The organism is Leeuwenhoekiella aequorea (assembly GCF_004104375.1).
GTDB lineage: Bacteria > Bacteroidota > Bacteroidia > Flavobacteriales > Flavobacteriaceae > Leeuwenhoekiella > Leeuwenhoekiella aequorea.
Genome location: NZ_QOVM01000001.1, coordinates 346,067 through 371,707 on the forward strand (window position 1 = coordinate 346,067; position 25,641 = coordinate 371,707).

Below are 25,641 nucleotides of genomic sequence, written 5' to 3' on the forward strand. Positions count from 1 at the left end.
TGTAGCGGGTATTTTTATTTATACCCGGTAGAATTATAGGTAACCCTAAGAGATTACTAATTTTCTTCTTTTATTAAAAATGTATCTTTATCCGCAAATTAATTAGGTATGAATGCACAAATACGTATAGCCGAATCTAACGATATGGCTCAGGTTTTAAGACTTATAACAGAACTTGCAGTGTATGAGAAAGAACCAGATGCGGTAGAAATTACGGTAGATGATTTAATTGCTTACGGAACCGGAGAAGATCGCGATTTTACCTGTTTTATTGCTGAACGCGATGGAGACATATTAGGTATTGCGTTAGTTTATTTTAGATTTTCTACATGGAAAGGACGCACGGTACATCTAGAGGATTTAATTGTACGAGAGCAGTACAGAGGTCAAGGTATAGGAATGGCCTTATATACCGAAGTAATTAATTACACATATAGCTTGGGCCTAAAACGCGTAGAGTGGGTGGTGCTGGACTGGAATACGAATGCTGTTGATTTTTATAAGAGATCGGGTGCAATTGTAATGCAAGAATGGAATACGGTGCAGATGGATACACAGGCTATGAAGCAGTTTCTAGTTTCAAAAGGAAAAATCGATTAACAGCTTATGAGTTTTGAAGTTTACAAATTTGGAGGAGCTTCTGTATCTACTGCAGACGGAGTGCGTAACCTTATTGCTATCCTAAATAAAAGCACTTCTAAAGATATAATCATTGTAGTCTCTGCAATGGGAAAAATAACAAATGCATTAGAGCGCGTCGTAGCATCTTATTTTGAATCTAAAGAATTATGTGTTGAAGCCATTCAGCCAGTTATAGAATATCATTTTTCACTTGCTGAAGATTTATTTGAAAACCACGCCACACCGGTTTTTAAAAAATTACAGCGACTATTTGAAGAGTTAAACGGTTTTCTAAATCGAAACAAGTCTCCAGACTATGATTTTGTTTATGATCAAGTCGTGAGTTACGGAGAGTTATTGAGTACTACCATTGTAAATGCTTATTTAAGTGAAAATGGGTTTGCGAGTGTTTGGCACGATGTGCGCGAGTATATTAAAACAGATGCTACGTATCGAGAAGGCAAAGTAAACTGGGAGTTAACAATGCAAAATCTTAGTACGGAACTTCCTAAAACTGGAATACACCTAATGCAAGGTTTTATAGGGTCTGAAGCAAATGGCTTTACCACTACATTAGGGAGAGAAGGGAGTGATTATACTGCAGCAATTATTGCCTACTGCTTAAATGCAAAAGCTGTTACTATTTGGAAGGACGTCCCGGGAGTTTTAAGTGCAGATCCAAGGTATTTTGACCACGCAGTTTTACTTCGGTTTATATCTTATCAGGAAGCGATAGAGCTTGCCTTTTACGGGGCCTCGGTCATACATCCTAAAACATTGCAGCCCCTACAACGTAAAGAAATACCCTTATTTGTAAGGTCATTTAATGATCCTGATGCACCCGGAACTCAAGTGAGTTTAGGTCAAGCTATTGAACCAGAAGTTCCTTGCTATATTTTAAAAAAGAATCAAGTGTTGTTAGAATTGGCCTCTCTGGATTTTTCCTTTATGGCAGAAGAAAATATAGGAGAGATTTTTAAGCTTCTTGGCATTTATAAGATGAAGGTAGATTTGATTCAGAATTCTGCAATTAGTTTTTCGGTTTGCGTCGATAATAAATTTAAGAACCTGGAAGTTCTTGTAGCTAAATTACGTGCAGATTTTAAAGTGACTGTACATCAGAATGTAAATCTGTATACTTTAAGACATGCCACTTCAGAATCTATCGAGATACTGGAGCTAAATAAAGAGATTTTATTAAAACAAGTTGCACAAAATACCGTTCAACTCGTTACATTATAGGATGCTTGCTTCGTTTTTGCTTATATTTGTTTTCTACCTTTTTTGGTTGTCTGTAAGTAGTAGGCCCTACCTTTAAAATAATTGAGTTAAAACTATATACCTTTAGTATTTTTCAAAAGGTCTTGAACACTAGAAATTAATGGGATTAGTTACCGCAAAAGAAGTCGCAAAAGCAATTAACGTAGATAAATTTGGTTTTGCGGGTACATTTATGGGTTGGACACTTATGAAAGTGCTAAAAATCTCAAAAGCAAATGAAATTTACAATCGTAACAAGCATTTGAGTGATCTGGAATTTCTGAATGAGATATTAGGCGAATTTGAGATTGATTTTGATATTCCGGAAGAAGATTTAAAGCGCCTCCCCAAGAATGGAAGTTATATCACCATTAGTAACCACCCTCTTGGAGGAATAGATGGTATTTTGCTTTTGAAACTTATGATAGAGCAGCGACCAGACTTCAAGATTATAGCTAATTTCTTGCTGCACCGCATCGAGCCGCTTAAGCCCTATGTAATGCCTGTAAATCCTTTTGAAGATCACAAGGACGCTAAGTCAAGCATTGCAGGTTTTAAGCAGGCAATTACGCATTTACGGGAGGGGCATCCTCTAGGGATATTTCCTGCCGGTGAAGTTTCTACATATAAGGATGATAAACTTATTATAGATAAGCCTTGGGAAGAAGCCGCTATGAAACTGGTTCAACGTGCTGAAGTTCCTATTGTACCCATTTATTTTCACGCAAAAAATAGTAGGCTATTTTATCAATTATCACGTATTAGCGATACGCTGCGTACTGCAAAATTACCATCAGAATTACTTACTCAGAAAAAGCGAACCATACACGTGCGCATAGGAAACCCTATAAATGTTGCTGCTCAAAAAGAGCATACTACATTAGAGGAGTTTACAGAATTTATACGTAAGAAAACCTATATGCTTGCTAAGACTTTTGAGAAAAAGTCAATTTTAAGTACCATTCCGCAATCTTTAAAAGTTCCTAGAGAGCCCAAGAAAATTGTAAAAGGAGTGAAGTCTGAACTTATTGAACAAGAGGTCAATAACCTTAGAAATATTGAGCGTAGACTGCTGCAAAGTAAGAATTACGAAGTGTTTTTGGCATCCGCCGAAATCATTCCGAATATATTAAATGAGATAGGTCGTTTGCGGGAAATTACCTTTAGAGAAGTAGGCGAGGGGACAAACGAGCCTACAGATCTCGATAAATATGATCATCACTACCACCACTTGTTCTTGTGGGATGAAGACAATAAAAAAATTGCAGGAGCTTACCGTATGGGTCTAGGATCGCAAATTATGCCACAACACGGTATAAACGGATTTTATTTACAGAGCCTCTTTAGATTTGAGCCCGAGTTGCATAAGATGATGGGAGAAAGTATAGAGATGGGGCGTGCATTTATCATTAAAGAGTATCAGCAAAAACCTATGCCACTGTTTTTACTTTGGAGAGGTATTGTACATACCACATTACGATTCCCGGAGCATAAATATTTGATAGGTGGAGTAAGCATCAGTAATCAATTTTCAAATTTTTCAAAGTCATTGATGATTGAGTTTATGCGCTCGCATTATTATGATCCGTATATAGCACAATATATTAGGCCTAAAAAAGAATTTAAGGTAAAGCTTAAAGATGCCGATAAAGAGTTTGTTTTTGATGAAACTGAAGCAGACTTAAACAAGTTTGATAAAATCATTGAAGAGATGGAAACCGGTAACCTGCGTCTTCCGGTTTTAATTAAAAAGTATATTAAACAAAATGCTAAAGTGGTGGCCTTTAATGTAGACCCACTTTTTAATGATGCTATAGATGGTTTAATGTATATACGTATAGAGGACCTCCCGGAAAGTACTGTAAAACCAGTATTAGAAGAATTTCAGGCAGAACTGGAGCAAAAGCTAGAGCAGGCTAAAAAAGAAGAATAGTAGCTTTTGTATTAAATTAAAAAACTAAAAAAGCTCAACATATTTTTATGTTGAGCTTTTTAATTATATAGCAACTGGTTTCTTAGAACCAGGGTTTTCTTCCCACTTGGTATGTCTGATAAAATTCTTCATCAGATTTTGTTAAATAGATAATCCCTTCAATAAAGCCAATAATTCCTCCTATTCCACAAGTAACAATCGAAACTATAATCTGAATAATTCCCTCCTTAGTATAACCAAGGATAAATTTGTGAATACCTAAGTATCCGAAAAGAATTCCTAAAATTCCGCAAAGAAGTTTTTTGTTTTCGCCGTGATTAGTAGTTTGATTCCAGCTTTCTTTAAAGTCGTTAGCTGAATTTTTTGCACCATCACTAAAATTATTTGCAGTTTCTCTGGCTTGATCTCCGAAGTTTTTATCTTCATTCATAGAATAACGGTTGTTAGGTTGTTTTTTAAAATTTATTTATTTTCTAAAAATACAGAATCATTAGGTTCCCACAATTCAATTTTGTTGTTTTCGGGATCCAAAATCCAACCAAATTTTCCGTAGTCGTATTCTTCAATATCCCCTACCACAGTAACTCCTTCTTCTTTAAGAACTTTAAGTAATTCAACTAGGTTTTCAACTCTAAAGTTCATCATAAACTGCTTTTCACTAGGTTTGAAATAGCTGGTGCTTTGTTGAAACGGACTCCATTGTGTTGAGCATTTCTCACCATTTTCATCATACCACCAGAATGTCCATCCATATTGATCTGTAGGTATTCCTAAATGAGTTTTATACCACTCTTTAATTTGATCTGGATTTTCTGTCTTGAAGAAAAATCCGCCTAATCCGGTTACTCTATTTTTCATACTTGATTATTTTAAGCTCTCTTAGAAACGATGCTCGAACGTGCCATTATAACATTTTAAGCTATAACTAAAGCTTTAAAATCTTGTCCACGATTGTCTGTGAGAGTTTTATTTTACTTTCTACCGTCCATCCTGCAATGTGAGGAGTAAGTACAACCTGATCTGCATTGATCAAATAATGTAAAGGCTCGGGCATATCTTCGGCTGTAAAAAGATTTTCAAAGGATAACTTTTCATATTCCAGGACGTCTAGTCCGGCACCCTTAATTTTACCTGACTTTAAGGCTTCAACTAGATCTGCGGTTACTACACTTTTACCACGCGCAGTATTAATAAGCCAAAACGGTTTTTTAAATCCGCTGATAAAGCGGGTATTTACCATTTTATCAGTTTGGGGTGTCCACGGCGTATGCAGACTTAAAACATCTGATTTTTCTTGCAATTCTTCTAGTGATACCTGTCGTGCATTTGCGTTACCCAATCCCGGTCTAATATCGTAACACAGGACCTCGCAATCAAAACCTTGTAGCTTTTTTGCAAAAGCATTTCCCATATTTCCATATCCTATTAAGCCTACGGTTTTACCTTCAAGCTCCAGACCTCTGTTTTTCTCTCTATTCCATTGCCCCGCTCTAACCTCAGCGTCGGCTAGTTTTAATTTATTAAAGAGCATTAAAAGCATTCCCAGAGCGTGCTCACCTACAGCATTTCTATTTCCTTCGGGAGCAGCAATTAGATGTATCCCTTTTGACTCTGCATAGGGGATATCAATACTTTCTAAGCCTGCACCTACACGAGCTATGAATTTTAGGTTACTTGCTTTATCAATAAACTGTTTGTCTATTTTAAACCTACTTCTTATAACCACACCATCATACTCATCTATTTTAGCTTCGATATCCTCTTTAGAGGAAGAGTAGTCTTCGTGATTTATATGGCCGGCTGTTGCTAACTGTTCAATCATCAATTCATGATTGCTGTCAATATGTAAAATTTTCATAGGGAATAAATGTGAGTAATTTTATTGATTTACTTCTTCGTAATAAGCAGCAAAACCTTCTGGAACACGTAGTGGTTTACGCGTTTCCATATTGAGTAAACACCAGTTTGTTATTGCAGTTGCGAGAACTTTTTGATCTGCGGGGCGGTAAATTCTTGTACGTCTAAATGACCGAACCCCTTCAAACTTTTCTATCCAGGTTTCTATAGTAATCTGTTCTCCTTCAAATGCTGGCGCGTGGTATTTTATAGTATGTTCTAGAGCTACCCACGCATATATTTGTAGCATTTCATCTGTAGAATTATGCTGCCAGTGCGCTTCTGCGACATCTTGAACCCATTGCAAGTAGATGACATTATTTACATGACCAAGATTATCTATGGCTTCTGGAGGAACAGTTATGTTAAGTTTGAAAGTTTTTGCATTCATTCTTCAAAAATACTAAACTAAAATCTGCAAGCAGATTTTAGAATCTATTTTGAGAATATTTTGGGAAGATTTTTATATTGAAGTGCTTTCTAAAAGCCCAGCATAAGTTTCGCTAGACTGAAATAAATTAAAATCCCAAAAATATCATTGCTGGTAGTTATAAAAGGACCAGTAGCTATCGCAGGATCAATACCTTTCCAATTGAGTAATATAGGCACAAATGTACCTACTAATGCAGCTACTATTATCACCGATAGCATGGCTGTTGCCACGGTCAAACTAAGCATCCATCCAAAACCGAATATTAAACCAAATGTAATTACTAGAATTCCTAGAGCTATACCATTTATAAGACCTATGCTTATCTCCTTAAGTAGTCGTAACCAAAGACTACCGGTAACATTATCATTTGCTAGACCTTGTACGATAATTGCACTCGACTGAACGCCAACGTTTCCTGCTACCGCAGCGACTAACGGAGTAAAGAAAAATAGTTCGGGATGTACTTGTAAAGCGCCCTCAAAACTCTTCATGATATTTACTGCCCCCAGACTTCCTACAAGTCCTAAAACCAACCACGGAAGACGTGCACGTGTAAGTTCCCAGGTGGTATCATCTGCTTCAGCGCTTTGTGATAAACCAGCTGCCATACGATAATCTTCATCGGCCTCATCTCGTATAAAATCTAAAATATCATCGATCGTTATTCTACCCAATAACACTCCAGAATCATTTGTAACAGGTACAGCTTCCAGATCGTATTTCTGCATTAAACGAGCGACATCTTCACCAGAATCATGAACATTTACAGAGTCTACGTTGGGAATATAGATATCAGAAATTTTTGATTTTGCTTCTGCTGTAAGTAAATCTTTAAGTGAGAGTCGTCCTATAAGATGATCTTTTTTATCAACTACATAAACCGAATGCACGCGGGTTACATTTTGTGCTTGTGCTCTCATTTTACGTACACAACCCGCTACAGTCCAGGTTTCACGAACCCTTACAAGCTCTTTTGCCATTAGACCCCCGGCTGAATCTTCTTCATAAAGAAGCATTTCCACAATATCGCGGGCGTGCTCTTCATCTTCAATAGCGTCAATTACCTGCTTTTGGATCTCATCAGACAGCTCAGATAAAAAGTCTACCGCATCATCAGTATCAAGTTCATTAAGCTCATCTGCAATTTCCTGAGGGGAAAGATTATCAAGAATATCTTCTCGCAAATCTTCATCCAGCTCCATAAGAGCTTCAGAAGTAGTTTCACTATCAAGAAGTTTTACCAGATAGGTAGCTTCTTCGGTAGTAATCTCATCAAAAATCTCTGCAATATCTGCGTGGTGAACTTCATCAAGAAGTTCTAAAATAGCAACATCATTACGAGCCTCGATTAAGTTTTCGATTTGCTCTATAAGGTCTTCGGTAATTTCAAAAGCCATAGTTGCTCACTTATCGGGTTATTGCATTCTTTTTTGAGTCTGGCAAATATAAATAAACTAGTGTGAGACAAGAGTGAGTTTGTGACAGATTTACGGGTCATAACGCATTTAAAATACTTCCTACATCAAGGATATGCTTTGTATTTTTAAAGCGAAAGTATGAGGTTTTCTTCTTGGGTAATCTGTAGTAATTGCAGCTATTCTTCGGTATTCAAATCTTGGTTAATAGCTTGAGTAAGTGCAATAAATTGTGCGACATCTAACTGCTCAGGACGTTTATCGAATAGGTCTTTTGCTCTTAGTGTGTCGCTTAAATCTAATTGTTTTAAACTGTTTCTAAGCGTTTTACGACGTTGTTGAAATGCCATTTTCACAACTTTAAAAAGTTCGTCGGGATCACATGCAAGCTCTTTATAATTTGCTTTACGAGTAAGTTTAAGAACGCCGCTATCTACTTTTGGCGGCGGGTTAAAAACTTCCGGGGGCACTGTGAATAAATATTCTGCATCGTAGAAAGCCTGTGCCAGAACAGAGAGAATACCATACGTTTTACTCCCAGAAGGTGCGCAAATACGCTGTGCAACTTCCTTTTGAAACATTCCGCTAAATTCAGGCACCTGATCCCGCCATTCAAGCATTTTGAATACAATTTGGGTAGAAATGTTGTACGGAAAGTTTCCAGTTATGGCAAATGCTTTATCTGCATATAGTTCACTAAGATTACATTTTAGAAAATCTGCTTCAAGAACGGTCAATGAGCCAGTTTCAAATAATGCCGGATATTCTAACGGGAAGCTGTGGTTGAGATAAACTATAGATTCACTGTCAAGATCCATTGCAGTGATATGACTTTTCTCGCGCAAAAGGTATTTTGTTAAAACACCGGTACCCGGACCTATTTCTAACACATCATCATAACCAGAATGCGATAAAGTATCTGCGATCTTCTGGGCAATACTCTCGTCTTTCAAAAAATGTTGACCCAGATGTTTTTTCGCCTTTATAGGGTCGTCTGCTGTAGGTTTAGAATGTGATCTGGTAAACTTTTTTTTCATCTGAGTTCTGTGAATGGTTTTATCGAGTACTATTGAGCCTTGAATTCTGTTTGCTCAGAAACGATTTCAAGTTCAGTTCTAAAGGCAACAATTTTGTCTCCAAAGCGAGCAGCAGCCTGTCTAAGTCGCGGAGCGTCTTCTTTGTAATATCGCGTTAAACTGTCTTTGCTTTTAGCAGTGTATTGTACCGAATAGGTTTTTCCACCCATTTCTTCTTCTACTAAAACTTTTGTCATTAAAGCTTTTAAGAATTTTCCGGTTTCTAATATCTCAGGAATATGCTCATTGCGCATCCAGTAGAGCCAATCTTCGTGAACACTATCGTCAACATTTACGGTAACATTATATATAATCATAGGAGCTTTTTATTTTGTGCAGGCAAAGATACGCCTCAGTTGATAGCGTCTCCTCTTAATTTGCGATATTTCTGTTGGGCTTCTACATAAAAGATACTATCTGCAAAATTAAAAATGATTTGCTCATACTGAATTTTAGCTTTCTCCGGCTGGTTAAGTACGGTAGCATATAGGTTGCCTAATCTATAAAATGCATCATCAGCTAAAATATCCTCTTTATGTAGGGTAGTAATTTTTATATAATTCTGTTCTGCTTTATTAAATTCTTTGTTTTTTTCAAATAATATAGCCTGAGCTAACAGCGCTTCATCTTCAATAGATTTGCCCTTTTGTGAGATGAGGAGGCTGTCGTAAGCCGCAAGAGCTTCAGTATTTCTATTTTGATAGTGTAGCAATTCTGCTCGGGCAAAAGCTTTTAAGCCCGTATACGTAGAGTCTTCTATTGCATTGTCTGTAATGAGCAGATAAAGATCTTGAGCGTCATTTGCAATAAGTTGAGTTGCCGAAGACTTTAAAACTTTTAATTGGGTCTTTGCCCATTCAAAATCTCCTTTATAATAGCTGGCCTTTGCCACTTTAAACCGGGCTTCTTGAGCTATGGGATTATTGGGTAATAATTTTTGAATTTGAGAATAATATATAAGAGCTGCATTAAAACGTTCTTCTAGAAGTAGAATATCTGCAAGTTCCATTTTTATACGTGCCTGCTGAAAAGCATCTAATGGAAGGTCAAGAGTTTCTTGTAAAAATAGAGATGCGGCAGTATATTCTTTTTTATTGAACGCAAGAAAATGAGCATAATCTGTCTGAAGATTTAATGTGGCTAGTCCTTTGCCATATTCAGCAAGTAGATTTTGGTAAGCCGTTTTTATAGTTTCAAGTTCGTTTGGTTGAGCTGTTTTGATCTGTAACTCTAGAATTTTTTGGCTGGCGTGTAATTTTAGCTCGCTAACAGTTGTTGTTTCGATAATATAATTCAGAATAGATACTGCCAGATCATCCTCTTCATTATCTAATGTCACATCTGCAAGTCTCAATATCCCCAATAAATTATTGTTGCTTCGCTTTGCAATAGCTTTTTCCTGTAAAAATGCTTTGTTGTATTCTTTCTGCTGAATAAAAAGCCAACTTAATTTGCGGTTGTATAGTAAGTTGGGGTCTTCTTGCATTCGTTTTAGAAGTATTTTTCTCAGGATTTGATTAGCGTCATTTTCGGGATCTTCAGTAATAAACTCATTAAAATAACGCTGTACAATTCCTTCCTGTTTTTCGTCTTTTAAAATAAGATCGAGATAAGCATTAAACATCTCATCAATTTTACCTTGTTCGCCGTAAATGCGCGCTAAGGCCGACTCAAAATTATATCGGGAATCCTGTAAAGAAGCTTTTGTATAGACTGTTGTGGCTTCATCAAGTAAACTATATTGCTGAAAAGCATTTCCTACTTGATAGGCAAAAGCTGTATTTTCTGCAATGCTGGCGATAGCAAGATCATAGTATATTTTTGCCTCGTGCTTCTTTCCTTGTAATTGATAGGTGTACCCAAGGTCGACTAACAACGTTTTGTTGTTTTTAATTTTTGAAATTGACTCAATAAGTAAGTTTTCTGCAGCCTCAAATTTTTTTAACTGATGATAAACTCCTGCCAGTGATCGTATGTAATTAGAATTTAAAGGAGCCTCTTTTAAAAGCTCCTGATAGCTTAAAGCCGCCTTTTCATAAGCTCCTTGTTCTACATAGTTACGAGCCGACTCATCTTGTGCAATACCGTTTAAAGATGTGCAAAGCAAAATAAGTAAGACTAAAAGGGCGCGTATCATGTAGTTATAATTTTAATAAATATACTAAAGTTGCGCTAGTATTAGTCTGGGTAGCTATAGGCTTTATATTCTTTCAAAACCACAATACGGAATCAAAACCTCAGGGATTTCAATACCAGTTAATGTCTGATAATTTTCTAATATGCCGGCTAAAACTCGAGGTAAAGCTAGAGCACTTCCGTTAAGAGTATGTGCTAGTTGCTTGTTACCATCTGCATCGCGGTAACGTAATTTAAGTCGGTTTGCTTGAAATGTTTTAAAGTTTGAAACACTACTTATTTCTAACCAGCGATCCTGAGCTGTAGAAAAAACCTCAAAATCATATGTTAGAGTAGAAGTAAACCCTAAATCTCCACCACAAAGTCTTAAAATACGGTACGGTAATTTAAGTTCGTCAAGAATAGATTTTACGTGTTCCACCATTCCATCTAGAGCGGCATCACTATTCTCAGACTTTTCAAGTCGCACAATTTCTACTTTGTCAAACTGGTGCAGACGATTTAAACCGCGTACGTGAGCCCCGTACGAACCAGCCTCTCTTCTAAAGCAAGGTGTATAGGCAGTACAGGTTATAGGTAGGTCTTTTTCTTCAAGAAGACTATCGCGATACATATTTGTAACGGGTACTTCTGCGGTAGGAATTAAGTATAAATCATCAATGCCCGCATGATACATCTGTCCTTCTTTGTCTGGTAATTGTCCTGTTCCAAAACCTGATGCCTCGTTAACAAGGTGTGGAACTTGATATTCCATATAGCCGGCAGCAGTATTCTTATCTAGAAAGTAATTAATTAATGCGCGCTGGAGGCGGGCACCTTTTCCTTTATAAACCGGAAAACCTGCACCGGTAATTTTATTTCCCAACTCAAAATCGATAATGTCATATTTTTTAGCCAGTTCCCAATGTGGTAAACTACCCTCATCTAAAGTAGGAATAGCTCCCTTACGGAAAACCTCTTCATTATCATCTTCACTTTTGCCTGCCGGCACACTGTCTTGAGGTATGTTAGGAATTGTATATAACAATTGATCCAGCTCAGCTATCGTAGTAGCTAGAGCATCCTGCAGGTCTTTAGAATCTTCTTTAAGTTTTACGGTACGTTCTTTTAAAATGTTAGCCTTATGAGCTTCACCATTTTTAAACATCATCCCTATTTCTTTAGAAAGCTTATTGCTTTCTGCAAGAGTATTGTCTAAAGAAGTTTGTGTGCTACGACGCTTGTCGTCAAGAGAAATTACCTGATCAAATATAGATGAGGCATCAAAATTACGTTTTGTAAGCGCTTTAATATATTCATCTTTGTTCTCACGAATGTCTGCAAGGTGTAGCATATCTAAAATTTTAGACGGCAAAAGTACGTAAACCCGATTTAAAAACGGAGCCTAAAATTTCTCGAATATGAACTTAGGTTGAGTAGCTTTATTAATTGCGTACTTCGTATTTATTTGAAGTTTCTGAAGAAGAGTTGAGCGGAGATGGCAATATCCATTCATTATGCCAGAAATAATCCCATTTTGCAGCAGCCATGTCGACCTCGGGGTCAATAAGAGTATGGTATTTACTGTCATTCACGCGTATTTTGCAATTAACGTATATAGCTACATCCTTACCTTTTGCGGCAAAGTCTTTTTTTATACGTTGACAAAATTGCCAGATTACATCGGGTTTTGTGCCTACTGCGCGTTGTTGTTTTCGAGAAAGCATTTTTGTATGATCAAAAGGGATGGTTAGTCCGGACTCTTTATCAACCACTTTGAAACTTATTCTGCCACCTTTTGAGCGTAACATCATTCGCCAACTGAGTCTGTGACCTTCTTCAGTCCATAAAACATCATCACTAATTACCCAATGACGCAATGGTAAACCTATTTGTATTATAAAATAGATTGCGGCAACAACAAGTATTAGTTTATAATTTGCCGGTTTGATAATTTCCCCTGCTGTATAAAGCTCTTTCTGAGGAAGAAAAATACGCTGTATGGTTTCCGAAGGAAAAAAGAAAACGGTAAATGCAAGTGACATATATGGGAATATGCCTATTTGAAATACAAAGGAGTTAAATAGATGAAAGAAAATTGAAAAAATAAAAGCAAACTTTCTGGTGGGCTCCCAGAGTAATGCGGGAATTATAAAAAGGTCAAAAAATATACCGAAGTAAGCAATGGACCAGTGCACCCAATTTAACTGAAGAAAATCACCTATAAGCCAGTAATTAGACTTTGTAAGCATAAGCTGCGCTGCCATACTCGCATCTAGCCAGTCTGGGTAAAATTTCGCTGCAGATGCATAGGTGTAAACAATCCATAATTGAGCGATTATCACGATATACACCCAGCGCGGCATACTTATCTTTTTTAAACCTGGGTTTTGCTTTACATCAAGAGATAAGTATCTATTAGCGGGCATACAAGCCATTATCCCCAGTAAAAGCATCAAAAGGTAATAGTGATTATTGTAAGAGGATTTTTGCATAAGATAGACGGCAGACCACATTATGCTGTATACAATGATACTAATGCGGTACTTGAAACCGAGCATAACAAATACTCCAAACAGCCCCATAATGCCGTAATAATATAGCATCCCATTACCCGGCAGTGGTTGTAAAAAATCTAATCCTATAAAATTAAAGGTAAATTCGCCTTCCATGAGCGTGGTGCGAATCCACCCGGTAGCGATAGCGCCCCAAGCTTCAACAGTAATTAAAAAACCAAATAACACTCTAAAAACGATAAGTGCGCTGTTGTCTACACGTTTAAAGAGATATTGGTTAAGCATTTAAAGTTTTTATAAAGTTTTTAGAATAATACTCATCTTCTTGCATCGCTGTGATTAGCTCATCTACAGATTCAAATTTTTTCTCGTCGCGTACGCGTGTAAGTAATTCTATCTGCAAATGCTTGTCATACAAATCCTCATCAAAATCAAAAAAGTAAGTCTCTACAGTTAGATCGCTTCCGCCTACTGTGGGATTTGTACCTATGTTCATCATCCCATAAACCTTTTTGTTACCAATAATAGAACGCACTACATAAACCCCTTTTGCAGGAATAAGTTTGTAGTTTTCTTCGATTTTAAGATTTGCTGTGGGATAATTGAATTTTCTACCCAGACCTTTGCCACGTGTAACTATGCCGTTAAGCATAAAGGCATAACCTAAATATTCATTTGCACGGCCGATATCGCCTTCTAGGAGTGCTTTCCTTATTTTTGTAGAGCTTACAGCAACATCGTCTACATCTTGCTTTGAAATTTCTTCAACTTCAAAATTGTACTGCTTACCGTACTCCTTTAAGTCGTCGATATTTGCGTTACGATTACGTCCAAAATGATGATCGTAACCTATTATTACTTTGTGAGCTTTAAGTTGGTCTACTAAAATTGTCTTCACAAACTCCTCTGCGGTCAATCTCGAAAAATCTTGAGTAAAAGGATGAATGATAAGATGGTCTAGCGTAGTTGCTTCTAGTAATGCTTTACGTTCTGCAATTGAGTTTATCAATTTTATTTGAGTGTCTTTTTGTAGCACCATACGAGGGTGCGGAAAAAAAGTAAGCACTACAGACTCCAGGTCGTTGTTGTATGCGCTCGCCAGTAGTCTATCTATTATTTTTTTGTGGCCCAGATGAACTCCGTCAAAAGTACCTATAGTTACTACGGTATGTTTTGAGCCATTAAAGCTTTCTGCAGATGTATGTTGTTCCAATTTATTTACCGTTGTACTCGTTCATTGTATTTGTAATTCCCGAAGCTATAAAACTTTCTATAACTTTACAGGACATATCTAACCTTTCGGGCATATCAAGTTGCTCTTCTTTCACCCATTCACCAAGGACATAATCTACTTGTCTACCTTTACTGAAACGATCTCCAATCCCAAAACGAAAGCGATTATAGTTTGATGTGAGCAATTGATTTTGAATATCTTTCAAACCATTATGTCCGCCGTCGCTACCTTTAGTTTTTACTCTGATTGTGCCAAAATCTAGATTGAGGTCATCTGTGATAACTAACAAATTCTCCAGATTAATTTTTTCTTTCTGCATCCAGAAATTCACAGATTTCCCACTAAGGTTCATATAGGTATTTGGCTTCAATAAAATTACTGTTTTGCCTTTAACCTTTGTATATGCTACATCACCTAATTTTTCGGTAGTCCAGGAAGTTTCTTTTAATTCTGCGTATGCGTCCACTACTTTAAAACCTATATTATGGCGGGTTTCTGTGTATTTAGGACCTATATTTCCCAAGCCTACTATTAAGAATTTCTTCATAGGGTCTACTATTTCTTTTTTTGATGAGCCAAAAAGATTGCTAAAGAATGTACTCATAGTTATTGTGTGATTTAATCAATGGCACACTTAATTGATACTTGTGTTGTTTGCAATTTATTTACTAACGCAAGCACAACAAATCCCTGCAAATTTATGATTTTGAATGTATAGATGATTAATAATAGGCAAAGCTTCTCAGAAAAATTGTTCGAATTGTAGTGGGTTAGGAAATGAGCAAAAAAAAACACCCACAAAGTGGGTGTTTTCTATTGAGTTTTGAATAAAACTATGCTTCAGGATTAGCAGCTTGTTCAGTTGCTTCTGTTTCAGTTTCTTCTTCATCATCATCTTCAAGATCTTCAACCATATTACGTGAAGTTCTAACTTGACAAACAACGGTGTTGTCTGGGTGAAGGTATTTCCAATCTCCTTGTTCAACTTCAGTAATGTACAATTTGTCACCAATTTTAAGTTTAGTGATATCTGCAATTACAAAATCAGGAAGGTTTTTAGGCAATGCCTTAACGCGTAATGTACGGAATGTCTTACGTAGAACACCACCATTACGTACACCTCTAGAGTTACCTTCGTAGTGTACAGGGATTGTCATTGTAACTTCTTTACCTTCAAAAATCTGATAGAAATCTACATGAAGAATGCGATCTGTTACCGGGTGAAATTGAATGTCTTGAAGAATTGCCATGTAGGTAGTTCCGTCAAGCTCCAAAGTCGCGGTATGCGCATCTGGAGTGTAAACCAAACTTTTAAACGCTAATTCTGGTGCGTTAAAGTGTACTGGCTCATCCCCTCCGTATAATACGCAAGGAACCTCTCCAGCATTACGTAGGGCTTTTGCAGCTTTCTTGCCCACGCTTTCTCTTTTAGATCCTGTGATCGTGATTGACTTCATTTAATTATATATTAAGTATTAATAAATTACATTATAAATTTTGATGCAATTGAAGTGTTGTTGTGAACACGGTGCATTACATCTGCAAATAAATCTGCGCAAGTTACTATACGCACTTTATTGCTTTCTCTTCGAGGAGGAATACTATCTGTTACAATAAGCTCTTGCAGCTTGCTATTTTCTAAACGCTCGTAAGCATCACCACTTAATAAGGCGTGAGTACAGATAGCTCGTACGCTAATAGCGCCCCGCTCCATCATTAAATCTGCAGCTTTAGTAAGTGTTCCTGCAGTATCTACCATATCATCAACTAAGATAACATTGCGCCCTTTTACATCACCTATAAGCTCCATATAGCTTATAACATTAGCTTTTTCCCGTTGTTTATAACAGATAACGACATCACAATCTAAAGCTTTTGAATACGCATAAGCTCTTTTTGATCCGCCCATATCTGGTGAGGCGATTGTAAGATTCGGTAAATTTAAAGAACGTAAATAAGGTAAAAACACGGTTGATGCAAACAAGTGATCAACAGGACGTTCAAAGAATCCTTGTATTTGATCTGCGTGCAAATCCATAGTAATTATACGGGTTGCTCCTGCAGTTTCTAATAGGTTAGCCACTAATTTTGCGGCTATAGGAACTCTTGGTTTGTCTTTACGATCTTGTCTTGCCCATCCAAAATAGGGAAGTACTGCTGTTATATGTCTTGCTGAAGCACGTTTTGCAGCGTCAAGCATAAGCAGCATTTCCATTAAGTTTTCACTGCTAGGCATTGTTGAGCCTATAATAAAAACCCGTGTACCCCTTATAGATTCTTCAAATGAAGGCTGAAACTCGCCGTCACTATAAGTTGAAGTGATAATTTTGCCTAGCGGTTGCCCGTAAGCCTCAGCTATCTTTTCTGCTAAAGCCCTGCTTTGTGTGCAGGGGAATATTTTTGCTTCGGGTTCTTGTAAAGGCATCTGTATCTTATGTTTAGATTAGCTAAATTTATAAGAGGCTGCAAAAGTATAAATTTAATTGTCTAGTGAAGTTTTTTTAATGATAAATTTTAATGAAAGATTGGTATTTTTTACTAATTTTGACCTCCACATTTGCCTCGGTGGCGGAATTGGTAGACGCGCTGGATTCAAAACCCAGTTCTTACGAGTGCGGGTTCGATTCCCGCCCGGGGTACAAGAAGCCGCATATTGCATAAAAGCGATATGCGGTTTTTCTTTTCTAAGCATTTACAACTTTATCTTGAATCCGCCATTGATCACAAATCCATCAACTGGTGCATAGATATCTCTAAACTGAGGATCCTCTAAAGTCCCCGTATAAATAGTGTCAAATCGAGTTTGACGCGCGTCTAAGAAATTTTCAAAGTTTAAAAAGATTGAGAAAGTATCACCTAATTTTTTCTCTGTCATAAGTCCTACTATCCAATAAGACTGGCCTGTAGTCCCGTCGTTTAGCTTTTGCGGACTATAATAATATCCTTCGAGACCTACCCAAAAATTATCGTGCTTTTCATACATCAAAACATTATTGAGTCTATGTGTAGCAACTAGTGGATATTGCTCGCGTTGCCCGTCATAGTGTTTATCTACATCTGCAAGAGTATAGCCTACAAAAAGTTTAAAATCTTTATAACTCCAGCGCATATTTGCTTCAATACCTTTAGTGTCTAGATGACCGTTAGGTTGAGTAAACTCATAAAACATATTTGAAGTACTGTTTAATAATAAAGGGTCATCTATCCTCGTGTAGAATAATAAAACATTAGTAGATAAATTAAGATCATCTGTAATCGACCATTTATAATTACCATCAACATTGAAGCCTATTGAGCGCTCCGCATCTATATCATCAACAGATAAAGGCATTATATTTTGAAATTGAAGTCGTTCTACATCTTCTGTAAATAAGGTAGGTGTTTTGTAACCGAGACCACCACCGGCGCGTAATGTAAATTGTGATGAAGGTTTATACATAACAGAAAAACGCGGAAGTAAATAAAACCCATAATCACTCTGGTAATCACCTCTCAACCCAGTTTCTAAAACTATATTTTCTTGTATATCCCATATATTCTGAACAAACATACCAACTGTATAATTAGAGTAGCTCAAATCCTGATTAGGGTCACCTCGATATTGATCAAAATTTTCAGTCCATAGATTAAGTCCGGCAACCCATTCTATATTTTTTTCAACTGCTGAAAGATTAAGCTCTGAAAATGATGAGATTTGTTTACCGGCAAAATTATAATCTGGTATTTCTATTTTACGGTCAAAAAAGCTGATGCTGTTTTTTGCTTCAAGAGATAATTTTTCAGAAAAGTTGTGTCTCCCTAATAATTGAGTAGATAATCTATTTGTGATATTTTCTTCAAAATAACCACTTTCGGTAGTGTTTTCAATAAAATCTATAGAACCACCCAGGCGTTTTTCAGTAACATAATTAAAGCCTAAATTAAAATTTGTCTGATCATTAAGATAAACATAGAATTTAGGATTTATGGTAAAACGATCAAACTTAGGTATCGCTGTAAGCCCTATGTCTGCCGGATCATAAGGAGTAGAAGTATTATAACTGGCAAACACAGTTGCTCCTGTATTCTCATATTTTTCAGAATAAAACCCGCTAAGGTCTAATCCCAATGCAGAAGTAGCGTTAGCCATAAAACTTAACTCCCGCTCTTCTTGTGGCGTTCTAGAAATAAGATTTACTAATCCTGCAATCGCACCGCCTCCATATAATGTAGAAGAGGAACCTTTAATAACTTCCACTTGTTTGAGGTCTAGCGGAGCTATTTGCATAAGGCTTAAACCTCCAGAATACCCTGAATATAAAGGTAAACCATCTCTTAAAAGTTGGGTGTACTTACCGTCTAAACCTTGAATTCTAATACTGGAGTTGTAACTGGTAGCAGATGTCTGCTGTGTTTGAATACCCGTACTTTCATTAAGTAGCATACGTATGTCACCGGGCTTCATATTTCCTTTTTCTGACAGTTCTTCACCAGCAATAAATTCTAGTCGTGTCGGGGTATCTTGAAAGGTTCGTGAGCTACGTGTTGAGGTAAGAATGATCTCCTCCATTTCTTCGTGAGATTCTTCAAGCTGAAAAATTTCATTAAGCTGATTATTCTCTAGTGGGAATGTACGTATGATTTCTAGTGTTTGAAACCCCACATAACGTATTTCAATTTTAAATTGACCGTTAGGAATATTCTGTAATTGTACAGCGCCATCCATATCGGTAACGGCACCTTTGTTAAGTTTTTTTATAAATACGGAGACTCCATATAACGGTTCATTTGTTTCTGCTTCTTGTATGGTGGCTTTAAAAGTATTTTGCGCCAGAGTAGCGCTATAGACAAATAGCACTAACATCAAAAGAGTATATTTCAATGTGATAATCGCGTAAACGAAAAAAATCTGAATTTTAATTATCCCTTTGGAGGCTTGAAAAACGAGGAATTAAAAGTATCCTGAATAGTCTGATTAATGGATAGTATTTTAGTAGATACTAGTTTATACTGAATAAGATTAAGTGAACCAGAATTAAGTACAATAAATCCTGAACAGCTTCCGCAATTAAAAAAAGGCGAACAAGGTAAATGACTTTTTTCAGTATCATTTCCAGAAGCACTCCCGCAAAGTTCTGTGCTCTCTGAATCACATACAGACTCGTCTGAGCAGCATGGCGTCACCGAAGCAAACAGCGTAATAAAAGAAAGTAGTATTACCAGAAATCTCATCGCGGCAAAAATACTATTAATGTAAATAAGGCAATACAGTTTTAATCTAAGAATTATCAGTTTTAATACAAATCTTATATCCTGATATTCTAATGAGATTTTAGAAAAGTGTTTAATTTCACTAATCTTAATAAAATATTTCTAATTCATTTTATGCACTTGAGTAAACCTTTTTATTATATCATCCTTATTTTACTAGCATTCGCAACGGGTTGCAAACAGAACTCTGAGAAAAACACAGAGGAAACTGTTGAGATGCGTGAACCTTTAAAATTAGTAGTCATACAGCCAGATACAGTTGCTACTCCACAGGGGATGGTTTGGGTTTCTGGAGTAAACTTTACACAAGGAGCTGCAAGTTCAGACGTGCTGGCTTTGCCCCGAGAAAAGCCGGCTCATCCTGTTGCTGTAGATGGATTTTTTATTGATCAAACCGAAGTAACAAATGCTCAGTTTAGAAAATTTGTTGAAGCAACCGGTTATATTACAGTGGCAGAGCAGCCTGTAGATTGGGAGCAAATGAAAAAGGAATTGCCTCCAGGAACTCCAAAACCGGCAGATAGTCTTTTACAGCCCGGATCACTAATTTTTAATAGATCTGTTGAAGGTGTGTCTGATTTAAGTAATTATGCGCAATGGTGGGAATGGAAAACAGGTGCCAACTGGAAACATCCTCAAGGCCCCGAATCTTCAATTATAAACAAAGATAATTATCCAGTAGTACATATTGCTTACACTGATGCTATGGCTTATTGTAGATGGGCTAACAGGCGATTACCTACAGAAGCAGAATGGGAAGCAGCCGCCTTCGGTAAACTACACGGGGGTGTTTATACCTGGGGAAATGATGAAAATAGTCTGGTAACTAAAGCAAATACTTGGCAAGGAGATTTCCCAAATAGAAATTCTGCTCAGGATGGTAATTCTTATCTCGCTCCAGTTGCCGCCTATGACTCTAATTCTTTAGGGATATATGATATGGCAGGGAATGTTTGGGAGTTTACTGCAGATTGGTTTTCGGTGTCTTATTACGAAAGCCTACCATTAGATAAAATCACAGTAAATCCTCAGGGACCTTTAAAATCTTATAATCCTCAAAATCAATTTCAGCCTGAAAAAGTAATTAAAGGTGGATCTTTTTTATGCGATAAGTCCTATTGCGCCAGTTATCGTATATCTGCTCGTATGGGGCAAACCATAGATTCTGCTTCAGACCATACCGGTTTTAGAACAGTGGTAGATATCACAATGCTATAATTCGCTGTAATTATTGGGTAATTATTACCCTATCGGGAATTAATAGACCAGCATTTATTTTTATAAAAATTATCTTTATGTAATTAAAATGCTATAAATCAAAGAAATAAATACGTTATAACGATGTAGTTGTATATTTGGAAAAGACTTTGCAGAGCTTAGTTATGTATTCACATCCTTCAATCTCTTCAAATTTATGTCTAGAAAAATATCTATATCAAAACGCATTAACGCAATACTTGCGTTGTTAATTGTATTTTTATTAGTTCTTGCTACTAACAGAATAGATCAACGAAATTTTGATGTTGCTCGGGAGTGTGTTACAGAAGTCTATAAAGATCGCGTTCTGGTACAAGGATATATATTTTCTATATCTAATGTAATTACAAACAAAAAACTTTCTTTAAAAGATTCTAGTAGTCAAAACTTTAATCCCAAAGAAAATGAACGCATTGATCAGCTTTTAGACAATTTTGAAGCCACCAAGCTTACCATTTCTGAAGGTAATCATCTGAAAAAATTGAGGGAGAGTTTTGAGACCTTAACCAAACTTGAAGCACAGCAAAATGTTACAAATTCCACAGATTTAAAGAAAAAAAAAGACACGACTCTTAAAGAAATGAGTGCTAGCTTAATAGATCTTTCAAAAATTCAAATTAGCGCCAGTAAAGATCTTACGCATAGTGCGCAGAAGTCACTTGAGGTAAGCGAACTTTTATCAAATCTTGAAATTATATTTTTAATAATTACAGGAATTGCAATTCAATTTATTCTTTTCTATCGCGTACGGAAAACGAACTAAAAAACTAATGTCAGTCATTTGATTATATCTATTTAGTGATTTGATTAAATGTTATTTAATATGGATAAAAAAATACTTCGTAGTACCCCTTTTCAAAAATTCGTAAAAATTGAAGGCTTCGGTGGGATATTGTTATTGATAGCTACACTTACCGCCTTAATTTGGGCAAACTCTGCATTGGGAGCTAGTTACACTTCAATTTGGAATTATAAAGTGGGTATTAAAACAGAAAGTTTTGAACTTTATAAGCCGCTCTTGCTTTGGGTTAATGATGGTCTAATGACTGTCTTTTTCTTTTTAATAGGTCTAGAAATTAAACGGGAAGTACTTATAGGAGAATTGAACTCGTTTAAAAAAATGGCATTTCCATTATTTGGTGCAATAGGTGGAATGATCATACCAGTATTATTCTTCCTTATTCTCAATCAAAATGAATCTACATTTAAAGGTTGGGGAATTCCTATGGCTACAGATATTGCATTTTCACTAGCAATTTTAAATGCCTTGGGGAAAAGGGTGCCTTTAAGTCTCAAGATCTTTTTAACGGCATTTGCTATTGTAGATGACCTGGGAGCAGTTCTTGTAATTGCAATTTTTTATAGTGGAACTATATCCATGTCTTTACTAGGAACGGCGATAGTACTATTACTTTTCTTGTATTTTCTTTCTTACAAAAGATATTATTCAAAATTTGTGCTGGTTACAATGGGTGTTATAATCTGGGTTTTGTTTTTAAAATCTGGAATTCATCCTACACTAGCAGGTGTTTTATTAGCGTTTGCAGTTCCTATAAGGCAATCTATAAATACCCCGGCATTTATAGAAAATCTTGTTACAATTACTAATAATATCAAGGATGCTTCTATATCTAAAAAGCCTATCTTAAGTAAGGAGCAAATTCAGGAAATTGATGAACTTCAAGAATGGACCGGTAAATATCAATCTCCCTTACAGCACATGGAGCATAGTCTTCACGGCTGGGTTGCTTATTTAATTATACCCTTATTTGCACTAGCTAATGCGGGAGTTGTAATTACCGGAGGAGACAATCTAGATACCATGTTGATAATAAATATTGTGGTATGTCTGGTGCTGGGTAAGAGTATAGGTATTACATCAATAGTAGTACTGGCGCAAAAATTAAAACTTTTAACTGTACCTAAAGAAATATCCCTACAGCATATTATAGGCACTTCCTTTTTAGCAGGTATCGGTTTTACAATGGCAATTTTTGTGTCTAATCTGGCTTTTTCAGATGATCCTTCTTACAATCTGTCGGCAAAAATGGGAATTTTAATAGGCTCATTAATTGCAGCTATTTTAGGATATTTGATTTTGAGAATAAAACGTACAGCTAATTAAATGCTTTTTTCGAAGGTGTCTGCACTTAGAATTTTAGCAATTTTAATGGTAAGTTTTATATATTCAAATTAATCAAAATGCTAATAAGGATGAGTAGTAGTCTTGAAGATGCGCTAAGAGAACGTATAAAAGAGCTTACCTGTTTGTATGAAGTGTCTTCAATTCTAGTTAATGCTAATCTTGATGAACAGAAAGAAACTTTTAAAGCTATAGCGGTATGTTTAAAAAAAGCTTTTCAGCACCCAGAATTCACTGAAATATCTATTAATCAAGAAAGTGCTCAAATTCATACCGGTAAAATCGATATTAATAAATCAATAAGCGCGCCTATAATTTTGTTTAACAAACAAGAAGGTGAGTTGATTGCTTATATCACAAATCCCAAATTGGGTTTTTTACAAGAGGAACAACAACTTATAGATAATATAGCTCTTAAAATAGGTGATTTTTTAGAGCGGGTGGCCATTCGCCGCAGTGAAGCCCTATTAAAAAGGCAAATGGAGCACGCAGACAGGTTATCTATACTTGGAGAATTAACAGCTGGTATCGCTCACGAACTCAACACTCCCTTAGCAAATATTCTAGGATTTTCAGAGCTTCTTCAAGATAGTCTTTCAGAAGATAAAGGTGCTGTGGCAGACCTTGATAAAATAATCAAAAACGCTATTTTCTCACGGGAGGTGGTTAAAAAGTTGATGTTTTTTGCCTGTGCTATGCCGCAGGAAAAGATGAGTATAAATATTGTTCCGCATATAAATGATGCTATTAATTTACTGGATGCCACTTTTAGAAAGGAGAAGGTTAAGTACATTGTGAAAATTCAGGAAGAAGAAATGTATTTAAGGGCAGATACCGTACAGCTCACACAAATAATTTTCAACCTTATTATAAATGCTATTTATTTTTCTCCGGAAAATGGACTGGTAACTATTGAAGCTTTTCAAGATAAGAAAACTATAATTTTAAAGGTAATTGATGAAGGCCCAGGACTGTCTGATGAAACTTTAGGTAAGATCTTTCAGCCATTTTTTACCACAAAGCCTACTGGAGCCGGTTCCGGTTTGGGACTTAGTGTGGTACACGGGATTGTTGCAAGTCATCAGGGAGCCATTGTTGCTTCTAATAATAGTGATAAAGGAGCTACATTTAAAGTAAGCTTACCTAAATAATAAGTTATGCAATTACGTAGAGAAAATATTCTTATTGTAGATGACGATCTAAATATTTTAGAACTTTTACAGCGTCATTTAAATTCGTGGGATTATCATACCTATAGAGCGGTGTCAGTAAAAGAAGCTGTAAGTATTTTAAGCGATAGCTCTATAGATCTTTTAATAACAGATCTTAAAATGCCTGAGATTGATGGTTTTGAGCTCCTGAAATTTGTCTCTGAGCATTATCCAACTATTCCGAAGCTTATTGTAACTGGTTTCCCGTCTGTACAAGACTCATTGGCAGCAATAAAATCTGGAGTCATCGAATATTTAACTAAACCTTTTACAAAAGAAGAGCTTAAAACTGCTGTTATTAAAGCGCTCCCAATACGTAATAATGAAGAACCTCCAAAGCCTTCAAATTTTAATAATGAAACGACCTTTAATGAAATCATAGGGAAATCTGAGAAAATTGAAGAGGTTTTACAGCTAATAGGTCGTGTAAAAAATAATAAGGCAACTGTGCTAGTAACTGGGGAGAGCGGCACTGGGAAAGAACTTGTCGCACGCGCAATACATTACAGTGGGAAATTTTCTAATGCACCATTTATCGCAGTAAATTGTGGAGGAATCCCCGAAAATCTTTTAGAAGCAGAGCTCTTTGGTTACATGAAAGGCGCATTTACAGGTGCCGATAAAAACAGAAAAGGAGCTTTTCAGGCAGCTCAGGGAGGCACCCTATTTTTAGATGAAATAGGAAATGCATCTTTAGCCGTTCAAGTACGATTATTACGTGTATTACAAGAAAAAGAAGTCGTGCGTATAGGTTCGCAGATTCCTGAAAAAATAGATTTGAGGGTCGTTGCTGCAACTAATAGCAATTTGCACGAGATGATTAAACAACAAACTTTTAGGGAAGATTTATACTACCGTTTAAGTGTTGTAGAAATAGATGTTCCGCCTTTGCGAGAACGGGTTGTTGATATCCCATTACTGGTAGATAAATTTTTATTCAAATATGGGATAGAATACAAGGATCGGTTTATAAATATGGATACAGATGCTTTAGAAGTATTAAAGCGTTATCACTGGCCGGGAAATATTAGAGAGCTAGAAAATGTGATACAGCGTGCGGTAATTATGTGCGACAAAAAGGTTAGTTTAAGCAATCTGCCAGATCATTTGAAATATACTTTAGATTTTCCTGATGAGGCATTGACAACTCTTGCCAACATGGAAAAGAACTATATTTTAAAAGTTTTAAGAGCTACAGGGAATAATAAAACTAAGGCTGCTGAAATTCTTCAAATAACTAGAAAGACACTCCGGGAAAAACTCAAAGATTAAAATTTAATA

At 36.3% G+C, this 25,641-nt stretch carries 24 protein-coding genes and 1 tRNA gene; 9 read left to right on the top strand and 16 right to left on the bottom strand.

The features are described 5' to 3' along the window. Window positions 1-108: 108 nt before the first annotated feature. The 3 genes from DSM00_RS01520 to DSM00_RS01530 all read left to right on the top strand — a co-directional run bounded on the left by DSM00_RS01520 (window position 109) and on the right by DSM00_RS01530 (window position 3,814). On the top strand, window positions 109-600 hold the full coding sequence (locus DSM00_RS01520; protein WP_128756256.1) for a GNAT family N-acetyltransferase: 492 nt from the start codon (window positions 109-111) through the stop codon (window positions 598-600). 6 nt (window positions 601-606) lie between these two features. Beyond that, window positions 607-1,863, top strand: a complete 1,257-nt coding sequence (locus DSM00_RS01525; RefSeq protein WP_128756257.1) for an aspartate kinase — start codon at window positions 607-609, stop codon at window positions 1,861-1,863. 139 nt (window positions 1,864-2,002) lie between these two features. Then, a complete protein-coding gene (locus tag DSM00_RS01530) occupies window positions 2,003-3,814 on the top strand; it encodes a lysophospholipid acyltransferase family protein (RefSeq protein WP_128756258.1) in 1,812 nt (603 codons plus the stop codon). 82 nt (window positions 3,815-3,896) lie between these two features. Here DSM00_RS01530 and DSM00_RS01535 read toward each other — a convergent pair whose 3' ends face one another. From DSM00_RS01535 to DSM00_RS01600, 14 genes are all read right to left on the bottom strand, one after another. Next, on the bottom strand, window positions 3,897-4,244 hold the full coding sequence (locus DSM00_RS01535; RefSeq protein ID WP_128756259.1) for a TM2 domain-containing protein: 348 nt from the start codon (window positions 4,242-4,244) through the stop codon (window positions 3,897-3,899). Window positions 4,245-4,276: 32 nt separating this feature from the next. Continuing rightward, window positions 4,277-4,672 (bottom strand): VOC family protein, encoded by a 396-nt coding sequence (locus DSM00_RS01540; RefSeq protein WP_128756260.1) that lies wholly within the window; start codon window positions 4,670-4,672, stop codon window positions 4,277-4,279. Between the two features lie 67 nt (window positions 4,673-4,739). Then, window positions 4,740-5,672, bottom strand: coding sequence for a 2-hydroxyacid dehydrogenase (locus DSM00_RS01545; RefSeq protein WP_128756261.1), 933 nt, complete (start codon window positions 5,670-5,672; stop codon window positions 4,740-4,742). 21 nt (window positions 5,673-5,693) lie between these two features. Then, entirely contained in the window at window positions 5,694-6,101 is a 408-nt protein-coding gene (locus DSM00_RS01550) for an acyl-CoA thioesterase (protein ID WP_128756262.1), read from the bottom strand. 89 nt (window positions 6,102-6,190) lie between these two features. Then, entirely contained in the window at window positions 6,191-7,540 is a 1,350-nt protein-coding gene (mgtE, locus tag DSM00_RS01555; RefSeq protein ID WP_128756263.1) for a magnesium transporter, read from the bottom strand. A gap of 197 nt (window positions 7,541-7,737) precedes the next feature. Then, entirely contained in the window at window positions 7,738-8,595 is an 858-nt protein-coding gene (gene rsmA / locus DSM00_RS01560; RefSeq protein WP_128756264.1) for a 16S rRNA (adenine(1518)-N(6)/adenine(1519)-N(6))-dimethyltransferase RsmA, read from the bottom strand. A gap of 29 nt (window positions 8,596-8,624) precedes the next feature. Further along, complete coding sequence (locus tag DSM00_RS01565) at window positions 8,625-8,951, bottom strand: DUF4286 family protein (protein ID WP_128756265.1); 327 nt, start codon at window positions 8,949-8,951, stop codon at window positions 8,625-8,627. A gap of 35 nt (window positions 8,952-8,986) precedes the next feature. Further along, window positions 8,987-10,771, bottom strand: a complete 1,785-nt coding sequence (locus DSM00_RS01570) for a tetratricopeptide repeat protein (RefSeq protein ID WP_128756266.1) — start codon at window positions 10,769-10,771, stop codon at window positions 8,987-8,989. Window positions 10,772-10,834: 63 nt separating this feature from the next. Next, window positions 10,835-12,103, bottom strand: a complete 1,269-nt coding sequence (gene serS / locus DSM00_RS01575) for a serine--tRNA ligase (protein ID WP_128756267.1) — start codon at window positions 12,101-12,103, stop codon at window positions 10,835-10,837. 91 nt (window positions 12,104-12,194) lie between these two features. Continuing rightward, entirely contained in the window at window positions 12,195-13,550 is a 1,356-nt protein-coding gene (locus tag DSM00_RS01580) for an HTTM domain-containing protein (protein ID WP_128756268.1), read from the bottom strand. After that, window positions 13,543-14,478, bottom strand: a complete 936-nt coding sequence (locus DSM00_RS01585; RefSeq protein WP_128756269.1) for a bifunctional riboflavin kinase/FAD synthetase — start codon at window positions 14,476-14,478, stop codon at window positions 13,543-13,545. Before DSM00_RS01585 ends, DSM00_RS01580 begins: the two co-directional genes overlap by 8 nt. A 1-nt stretch (window position 14,479) precedes the next feature. Further along, window positions 14,480-15,103 (bottom strand): aminoacyl-tRNA hydrolase, encoded by a 624-nt coding sequence (gene pth / locus DSM00_RS01590; protein WP_128756270.1) that lies wholly within the window; start codon window positions 15,101-15,103, stop codon window positions 14,480-14,482. Window positions 15,104-15,332: 229 nt separating this feature from the next. Further along, on the bottom strand, window positions 15,333-15,956 hold the full coding sequence (locus DSM00_RS01595) for a 50S ribosomal protein L25/general stress protein Ctc (protein WP_128756271.1): 624 nt from the start codon (window positions 15,954-15,956) through the stop codon (window positions 15,333-15,335). A gap of 26 nt (window positions 15,957-15,982) precedes the next feature. Further along, the gene (locus tag DSM00_RS01600; RefSeq protein WP_128756272.1) at window positions 15,983-16,924 is read right to left on the bottom strand and encodes a ribose-phosphate pyrophosphokinase; all 942 of its coding nucleotides are present in this window, start codon (window positions 16,922-16,924) and stop codon (window positions 15,983-15,985) included. Between the two features lie 134 nt (window positions 16,925-17,058). Between DSM00_RS01600 and DSM00_RS01605 the strand changes: the two genes are divergently transcribed. Beyond that, window positions 17,059-17,138: transfer RNA gene (locus tag DSM00_RS01605), tRNA-Leu, on the top strand. A gap of 53 nt (window positions 17,139-17,191) precedes the next feature. Here DSM00_RS01605 and DSM00_RS01610 read toward each other — a convergent pair. Then, on the bottom strand, window positions 17,192-19,342 hold the full coding sequence (locus tag DSM00_RS01610; protein WP_128756718.1) for a TonB-dependent receptor: 2,151 nt from the start codon (window positions 19,340-19,342) through the stop codon (window positions 17,192-17,194). Between the two features lie 56 nt (window positions 19,343-19,398). Further along, window positions 19,399-19,710, bottom strand: a complete 312-nt coding sequence (locus tag DSM00_RS01615; RefSeq protein ID WP_128756273.1) for a hypothetical protein — start codon at window positions 19,708-19,710, stop codon at window positions 19,399-19,401. A 153-nt stretch (window positions 19,711-19,863) separates the two neighbouring features. On the opposite strand from DSM00_RS01615, the gene DSM00_RS01620 reads away from it, so the two are divergent. From DSM00_RS01620 to DSM00_RS01640, 5 genes are all read left to right on the top strand, one after another. Further along, a complete protein-coding gene (locus tag DSM00_RS01620; RefSeq protein ID WP_128756274.1) occupies window positions 19,864-20,967 on the top strand; it encodes a formylglycine-generating enzyme family protein in 1,104 nt (367 codons plus the stop codon). 196 nt (window positions 20,968-21,163) lie between these two features. Further along, entirely contained in the window at window positions 21,164-21,769 is a 606-nt protein-coding gene (locus tag DSM00_RS01625) for a hypothetical protein (protein WP_128756275.1), read from the top strand. 60 nt (window positions 21,770-21,829) lie between these two features. After that, window positions 21,830-23,131: a Na+/H+ antiporter NhaA gene (gene nhaA / locus DSM00_RS01630; RefSeq protein WP_128756276.1), complete on the top strand. Its 1,302-nt coding sequence runs from the start codon at window positions 21,830-21,832 to the stop codon at window positions 23,129-23,131. Window positions 23,132-23,220: 89 nt separating this feature from the next. Continuing rightward, complete coding sequence (locus tag DSM00_RS01635) at window positions 23,221-24,300, top strand: sensor histidine kinase (RefSeq protein ID WP_241652337.1); 1,080 nt, start codon at window positions 23,221-23,223, stop codon at window positions 24,298-24,300. 6 nt (window positions 24,301-24,306) lie between these two features. Then, the gene (locus tag DSM00_RS01640; protein WP_128756278.1) at window positions 24,307-25,632 is read left to right on the top strand and encodes a sigma-54-dependent transcriptional regulator; all 1,326 of its coding nucleotides are present in this window, start codon (window positions 24,307-24,309) and stop codon (window positions 25,630-25,632) included. The last annotated feature ends 9 nt before the right edge of the window (window positions 25,633-25,641 follow it).